The organism is Vibrio sp. 10N.247.311.13 (genome assembly GCF_041467595.1).
Classification (GTDB): Bacteria; Pseudomonadota; Gammaproteobacteria; order Enterobacterales; family Vibrionaceae; genus Vibrio; species Vibrio crassostreae_C.
Genome location: NZ_JBFSUX010000066.1, coordinates 21,828 through 29,259, shown reverse-complemented (window position 1 = coordinate 29,259; position 7,432 = coordinate 21,828). Strand labels below are relative to the sequence as shown.

The following is a 7,432-nucleotide window of genomic DNA, read 5'->3' as shown; positions in this document are numbered from 1 at the left end:
AAGAGAAGCTGCTTAATAAGTAAGCAAATGATGACAACTACCTTGAAAAACACCGTTACCTAAGAGTTATCGGCCTGAACCTGAAAAGTGGAAAAAAGTCATTAATGATATATGTTATCAAACTCGTCAATATTGTAATCTAACACCTGAAGAGTTTAAACGGTTTTCGGTTTGTGTTAGAGCGGTGCTGCATCAGCAAGATCAGAGCATCAAAGGCGGAACTGGTGATCATATTCATTTGATACTGCCAAAAGTAGTTTTTGATGGTAATGATTTTAGGATACTTAAAGAATTACAACGTAAACAGTTTACAAAGATAGTAAAAAATATTTATACATCGTCAGTTCTTAAAAACTTTGGCTATAGAATCGAGGATTATTCACCAAAAAACAAAGATACTGGTAGAAAATTAGAAATATGGAAAGCAAATAAAAACGAACTTGATAGTAATGTCACACAAAATCAAAACTTGATTCGTATGATTAAGCAGATGGAAAAGTGGTTTTTGGCATTTGAAAGTAAAAATGAAAAACAAATGAACAGACAATTTAACAGAATTAAAAAATCATACATGGATTGTATCGTTGGAGATATATCTGATTCAACTAGAAATGCTCTGACCAAAATAGAATCCTTATCTAATAAGAGCATAATCAAATAAACACAGAAACCTCAGGACTGTTATGACAATTCTGAGGTTTCAACATTCATATAGTGATAGCTAGCACAAGCTTATTTTTAATGCATTTCTAGGCAACTTGTCTACTTTAATTTTAGGGTTAGGTTTACTTTGAAGGTATTCAAGAATTTCACTAATATCTCGAGAACTAAACTTACCACTAAATGCTTTTGTCAATGGCGTTTTACCAATATTATCTTGTTCTGATGCCTGAATTTCCCTCACAATAACATCCATAACTTTTCTCCCTTTCTCTTCTAGTTCTGCATATTTCGCCCGTTTACTTTCTGTGCGATATATGTGTGTAAGTGATTGGTGCCAGTAGTCGATCCAAGCTAGTGCAGCTTTTAAGTGAACTGACTTGATAACTGTACTTTTATCCATTACCGCAAAGATAATCGAGTACATTGTCGCATAATGAGTAGCACGACTAAGTAAAGCTCTTTCAATACTGTCCTGCTTTCCTAAGGACCTCAGTTTTTCATATTCAATTTCCCATAGTACTTTGTAACATGTCGAATATTCCATTTCATGCTCCTCTTCTTTTACCCAACTAATTATACCCATAAGATCATTAGCAATCATATCAATATTGCTGTAAGGTATTTTATAGGGAAATGGTATGCTATTTTCTCTCTTTGCAAAAAACAGAGGAAACCTATTTAAGAAACCATTATATATGTCAACCTTTTTCACTACCAGATGCAACTCTTGTTGAGTTATATGACCAAAAAATGATACGTGTGGTTTATCACAACTTATCTTATTAAATTTTGTTAATGGTGAAACTGGTTTACCATCAAATAATTCACGAAATAAAGGGCTGAAATTACTTCTTGCATTATTAGCGAGATTGAATATAGAAGACATCTCCTCTTCTATTACTAATAATTGATTACCAACTGAGGCACTAATATTTTTATCATCCTCAGTGTTATTTTCATCCCTAATAAGTGATATCAATCCTTCAGGTGTAGATAATCCCCCTTCGAAAACTGGACATACCAAGCTAGCATCCAATTCTGCCATACGTTTTCGTACACACTCAAATTGTCGAGTAGAGATCCCCTTACCTTCACCAGTTGCAGCTACAACAATACCATTCACCCTCGGTTCAGTAGTAGTAGCACCAAATTGTAAGTATGCATTACCCCGCGGGATACAAACTGATAAATAACACAGTATTTCTACTGATAATGCTACAACCAACGCCTCTGTACTATTACAAAATACATTGACTGCTTTTCCAATAACCCCATGTAATGCTTCAGGTGCTAATTTTGGTACAGATTCTAATGATGGCTCTTTAGATTCCTCGTTTATGATTTCATCATTTTCACACTCTATTTTTTTATTAGTGTTTTTCTTGTCTATTTTTTTGTTTGAATTTTCATTTTTAAAAAACTTTTTTATTATATTCATAAAACCTTCTTTTCTTACATTTAATATATTTCATATGAGAACAATCCAAAGTGAGTTATTAAGCGTTAATCTATTATAGAACCAACCAATTTAAATATGATTTTATATTTTTCCTTGGGTAGATTCTAGGAAGTTTTTTTACACATTTAGGTGTATTTTTTTCAATTATTTTCTTTTTCTTTTTTAAACAATACGATTTTCCATACCTATTATATGTAACGCCTCCCGCAGAATGGCCCGCTATCTCAGCGGCAACAATTTCTTCTACGTCACTTTGTTTGAGTGAGTTATTAAATGTATGTCTAAAGGAGTGAAAAACTTTTCTATCGTCAAATCCCCACTCATATTTCTTTTTCTCAGTAAACCATCTACTTACCATTCTTCCCCATCCATCTCTCCTATCTGGTTTAATATCTTTAAAGATCTGACCATCCCCTGAATCTTCCACAAAATCCAAAAAACCTAGCCGAATTAAATTCCTAGTTATAGGAATAACTCTATTACTATCTTTTGTTTTTGTTCTTTGATCTAAAACTTTATTTTCTTTTACTTCCACACACCAAACACCAAGGATACACCGTATATTGAAGGCGTGTAATTGAGCAGCTTCTGCCTGCCTAAGTCCTAACTCAATACAGAGCAATAACACCCAATACTTAAAACTACTTGCATATTCTATATTGTGAAACACTTCATCAAAAATAATTAATTTTATATCGAACTCACTAAATTCATCTCTAGCTTCGCAGTTTTTCGTGTCGTTTTTTTTTGGATGTATACCTTTAAATATATCTTTATCAACCACTCCATTAACATGTAACCAATTATAAAATGACTTTGCTAGTCTGAAGTAACTTTTCGCTGTTTCATTAGCTATTGATTTATAATTATTTTTTGATATGTCTTCCATGATTAAATGTAAGGGCAACCCATCGTATTCTTTATAGTCACGCAAATTTAAAGGCAATTTATAAATATCTTCTCTCATCTTCCTCACATCTTTATTATTCCATTTCCTGATGTCTTTATTGATTAGACTAATCGCTCTTTTTATTTTATTTTTATCTGCATCAACTGTTTTTTCTAACACACCTTCTTCTAAACGATATTTACTGTAATCATCTAGTTCTTTCTTAATAATACCCTTCAACATTTTTCCTTATAGTTAACATTGTTAACTACTCCTCCAATATCCGCTGTCTCATAAAATTCTTTGATGCTTTCTTAAGCCGAGTACGTAAATCTGCAATTACAGTCAACGCTACTCCCCTTTTTTCAACACTAACCTTATCGTCAATCATTCATGTCATCACTGTAAGAGAGCATGGGACTAAATTTGCCATTGAAAAAAGGCAATGTCAAAGCAAAAAACCCTTTAAAAACAAGTACTTGAATTTAGGTTAGTGCATTTAAACCTAACTAACTGATATTGCTTGCATCACAACTCATCTGACCAGTTTGAACGATTTTATCTCGAAAACTAACCGATTTAGAGTTCATACAAGTCAGTAATGTTGTTGTGATACCTAACTGAGAGAGGCTTTTAGGGAGTTGAACTCGCGTCTAAAAAGATAAAGAAAGTCGATTAACTTGGAAGTGTCAGAAGTGTCAGAAGGTAGGTAATTATCGCACTAGAATTTGATTCTATTTGTAGGTACTATTAGCTTACACTCACTTAAAATCAATCAGTTCAAGATGTTGATTTTAAAGGGATATATTGGATTTACCTCAACTTCCCGCCAGCTCCACCAAACGTTTGGAAACAGCGTTATTTCAATAGGTTAGCGCCTTTTGGGATAGCGCTGTTTTTGTATGGGTGCCTCACAAAAATGCCACAGTTGCGGCACTCGTAGTATCTTACTTCTTCATTGCCTCGTAGCAATCGTTCAAGAACACCAAATTGACCGCAGTTAAATGCAGCGTGTACTTTGTTATGTGCTCAGATACTTTAATTGGTTCTGGCTTTGCATGACCTGCTTTGTCATTTCTGATTGGAGGGACACCTGACTCTAAAGTTTTAGCAAGCCCATTCAAATGCTCTTGAGTATGAGTTTCAAACAATCCTTTATCTTTGCATAGAGCTATTAAATTGCTTGCCCCTGCTTTCTTCGGATTGTACTCCCAGCCCTCTTTGTCGCAGATAATTTTCATCATGCCTTCAAACGCACGCCCACAACTCATCAAGCACTCTTTAAAGTTGCTGTGCCTGTAATGCTCATGCGCCTCTAGGAACTCCTGTCTAGGTGCTTCATAGTTCTGCAAGATGTAGAGCGCTGGTTTAACTGCCTCTGCATGGATGAACTGTTCATCTACCTTAATGATAATTCCGTTGCTGTATTCAAATCCAAACCCATCACGCTTCATTCGCTCGTTGATTTCTTTCAGCGCATCGTCAGGTTTTTGTCTTGCCGAGTCATCATGCGAGTGCCTGTAGAAGTTCTTCCGAACAACTACATCAATGAACTTGCAGGTTACCTCCAACGTGTCTAAGAATTGCTCCAGAGGTGCATTGTCGTACATTTCTTTAAGCCATTCATGGCAACCATCATCAAACCCCATCAGTTTGTATTCACCGTACTCTTTGCACAGTATTTTAAACATTTCTGAATACACACTTTCTGAGGGTGTAGCACCCTCGTAGTACCCTGCTTTGTATGTTCCGATTGCTCCAAGTGCGATTTGAACAAGCTGTGCTCGAAGCTTTTTGCTTGCTTCATCATACTGATACACTTCTGGGTGTTTGGGTTTATTTCTAGTTGAATACAGTTCAAATACAGCCACGTTATTTCCTTATACTAATTGTTTCAGCCTATTATACCGCCTACACAGCACCAAGTAACCTATACAACGTAGCCCTACCTATCCCTAACTCTTTGGCTGCTTTGGCTTTTGTCACACCGTTATCCAATAGCCTCTGCACATCCTCTTTCGTCACCTGTGCTTTCGGTCTGCCTATGTGCTTACCCGCTGCTTTAGCTGCTGCTATACCCTCTGCCTGACGCTCTTTAATCAGCTCCCTTTCCATCTGTGCCACTGCTGCCAGTATCCCCAGCACACCCTTCTGTGCTGCACTCATAGCACCATCGAATCTCATTCCTTCCTTGTGGAACTGTACTGATACACCTTTCTGATTCATCTGCTCCACCAGCCCAACAGCATCACCTGCACCGCTACGACAGATACGGTCTAGACTGTGAACATGTAGTACATCTCCATCCCTGACATAATCCAAGCATGCCTGTAACTGCGGTCTGTCTACTGTCTTAGCTGATACCTTTTCCTCGAACACCTTATCCAGTTTCACATCTGCTAACTGTCTGCTGGTGGACTGCTCTGCTGTACTAACTCGAATGTAACCTACGTTCGCCATGCTTACTCCTAGTGTCTCAAAACCTCTTAACACTTACAGGATTGCATGTATCAAAACTCTAAGTCAATGCTTTTGAGACAACCTTAGATACAGTCTCATAAGGTATAGTTTTTTATATATCCAGAGTCGCTCTATGAAACTTACCGCACTGCTTAAAAAGCACCTGAGCTAGGACTTTTTACCTCTAAATAAAACCAGGCAATAACAAGTTAAAAATAAAAACCATCATGCCACGCAAAAACAAGAACATAACACCACCAAACAAGCCAAAAACCAACTTAAAATTGACATTATATGCTTAATTAGTGATATTTTATGCCAATCTTAATTATAGCTAAAAACTGACAATGAGCACGACAACCACAACATCGGATACCATCCAAAATAAGACATGGAAAATGCCAGATACTCTGGTGCTAATTTTCTTTATCGCGTTGCTTGCGACTGCAATGACATATGTCATACCTGCAGGCATGTTTGAAACACAAGACATCAGCTATGTTTCTGATGGTGCAGAGAAAACTCGTACCGTTCTAGATCCAGCTTCATTTGCCTATCACACCGACCCCCAAGGCAACCCGATTTACAATACTGTCGGACTATTCGCCAGCGGTGGTGATATCGGCTTAATGAACTTCGTATTTGAAGGTTTAGTGTCTGGATCTAAGTGGGGTTCAGCAATCGGCGTTATCATGTTTATGCTTGTGATTGGCGGTGCTTTCGGCATTGTGATGCGCACAGGTACTATTGATAACGGTATCTTGCGTCTCATAGACAAAACCAAGGGCAGTCAATCGCTTTTCATTCCAGTATTATTTGCACTGTTCTCGCTCGGTGGGGCTGTATTTGGTATGGGTGAAGAAGCCGTCGCCTTTGCCATTATTATCGCGCCGCTAATGGTACGTATTGGCTATGATGGTATTACTACGGTAATGGTGACGTACGTAGCGACTCAGATTGGTTTTGCTGCTTCTTGGATGAACCCATTTTCTGTTGCTGTTGCCCAAGGCATTGCTGGTGTACCTGTCTTATCTGGGGCATCGGTGCGTATCGCTCTATGGGTTTTCTTCACCGCGCTCGGCATCGCTTTTACGATGTGGTATGCGAATTCGGTAAAGAAAGACCCTTCGAAATCTTACAGTAAAGCTGGTGATGTTTACTTCAAGAAGCAACAAGGAGACTTGACTCAATCACGTTGGAATATCGGCGATACGTTGGTGATTCTCACCGTGATAGCGAGCATGACCTGGGTTATTTGGGGTGTAGTGGTTCACGCATGGTACATTCCTGAAATTGCCTCTCAGTTTTTCACTATGGGATTTGTTGCTGGCTTAATCGGTGTTATTTTCCGATTAAATGATATGACCATCAACGACATGGCCGATTCATTTAAGGAAGGCGCAAGTGTGATGCTAGCGCCCGCTATTCTTGTGGGTAGTGCTAAAGGTATCTTGCTGATTTTAGGCGGCGGCAGCGATGCAACCGAGCCAAGCGTACTGAATTCAATCTTAAGCAGTGCGGGCGGTGTGATTAGTGCATTGCCAGAAGCGATGGCTGCTTGGCTGATGTTCGCCTTCCAAGCTATTTTCAACTTCTTTGTAACGTCAGGATCAGGGCAGGCAGCTCTAACGATGCCATTAATGGCGCCACTCGCCGATTTAGCAGGTGTGACTCGTCAAGTCGCGGTTTTAGCATTCCAGCTAGGTGATGGCTTTACCAATATCATCGTCCCAACATCAGCTTCTTTGATGGCAACACTAGGTGTATGCCGCATTGACTGGGGTGATTGGGCAAAATTCTGCTGGCGCTTTATCGTGCTGCTATTCTGCTTGTCGAGCGTTATTATTGTTGCGGCTCACCTGCTGGGTTTTGCATAACAGCGCCTTTCAATATTTACGTGTATCTCAATGGGCAGTTTACTGCCCATTTTTAATCACAGCTTTCAATAACAATCATCCAAC

The 7,432-nt window shown here is 38.5% G+C and carries 6 protein-coding genes; 2 read left to right on the top strand and 4 right to left on the bottom strand.

What is annotated here, in order from left to right; genetic code table 11:
• The first annotated feature begins 184 nt into the window (after positions 1–184).
• Entirely contained in the window at positions 185–661 is a 477-nt protein-coding gene (locus tag AB6E52_RS19860) for a hypothetical protein (protein WP_102320377.1), read from the top strand.
• A 60-nt stretch (positions 662–721) separates the two neighbouring features.
• Here AB6E52_RS19860 and AB6E52_RS19855 read toward each other — a convergent pair whose 3' ends face one another.
• The 4 genes from AB6E52_RS19855 to AB6E52_RS19840 form a co-directional block, all read right to left on the bottom strand.
• Positions 722–2,101, bottom strand: coding sequence for a DUF3987 domain-containing protein (locus AB6E52_RS19855; RefSeq protein ID WP_102320378.1), 1,380 nt, complete (start codon positions 2,099–2,101; stop codon positions 722–724).
• Between the two features lie 73 nt (positions 2,102–2,174).
• Positions 2,175–3,254: a site-specific integrase gene (locus AB6E52_RS19850; protein ID WP_102320379.1), complete on the bottom strand. Its 1,080-nt coding sequence runs from the start codon at positions 3,252–3,254 to the stop codon at positions 2,175–2,177.
• Positions 3,255–3,958: 704 nt separating this feature from the next.
• Positions 3,959–4,882 (bottom strand): STM4504/CBY_0614 family protein, encoded by a 924-nt coding sequence (locus AB6E52_RS19845; protein WP_102320380.1) that lies wholly within the window; start codon positions 4,880–4,882, stop codon positions 3,959–3,961.
• 40 nt (positions 4,883–4,922) lie between these two features.
• The gene (locus tag AB6E52_RS19840) at positions 4,923–5,471 is read right to left on the bottom strand and encodes a recombinase family protein (protein ID WP_102320381.1); all 549 of its coding nucleotides are present in this window, start codon (positions 5,469–5,471) and stop codon (positions 4,923–4,925) included.
• 398 nt (positions 5,472–5,869) lie between these two features.
• On the opposite strand from AB6E52_RS19840, the gene yfcC reads away from it, so the two are divergent.
• On the top strand, positions 5,870–7,348 hold the full coding sequence (gene yfcC, locus AB6E52_RS19835; RefSeq protein WP_017059744.1) for a putative basic amino acid antiporter YfcC: 1,479 nt from the start codon (positions 5,870–5,872) through the stop codon (positions 7,346–7,348).
• Positions 7,349–7,432 lie beyond the last annotated feature (84 nt).

What these genes read in the sequence shown, in the direction of transcription:
- AB6E52_RS19840 (WP_102320381.1), bottom strand. Translation starts at nt 5,471, where the DNA reads ATGGCGAACGTAGGTTACATTCGAGTTAGTACAGCAGAGCAGTCCACC.
- AB6E52_RS19855 (WP_102320378.1), bottom strand. Translation starts at nt 2,101, where the DNA reads ATGAATATAATAAAAAAGTTTTTTAAAAATGAAAATTCAAACAAAAAA.
- AB6E52_RS19850 (WP_102320379.1), bottom strand. Translation starts at nt 3,254, where the DNA reads ATGTTGAAGGGTATTATTAAGAAAGAACTAGATGATTACAGTAAATAT.
- yfcC (WP_017059744.1), top strand. Translation starts at nt 5,870, where the DNA reads ATGCCAGATACTCTGGTGCTAATTTTCTTTATCGCGTTGCTTGCGACT.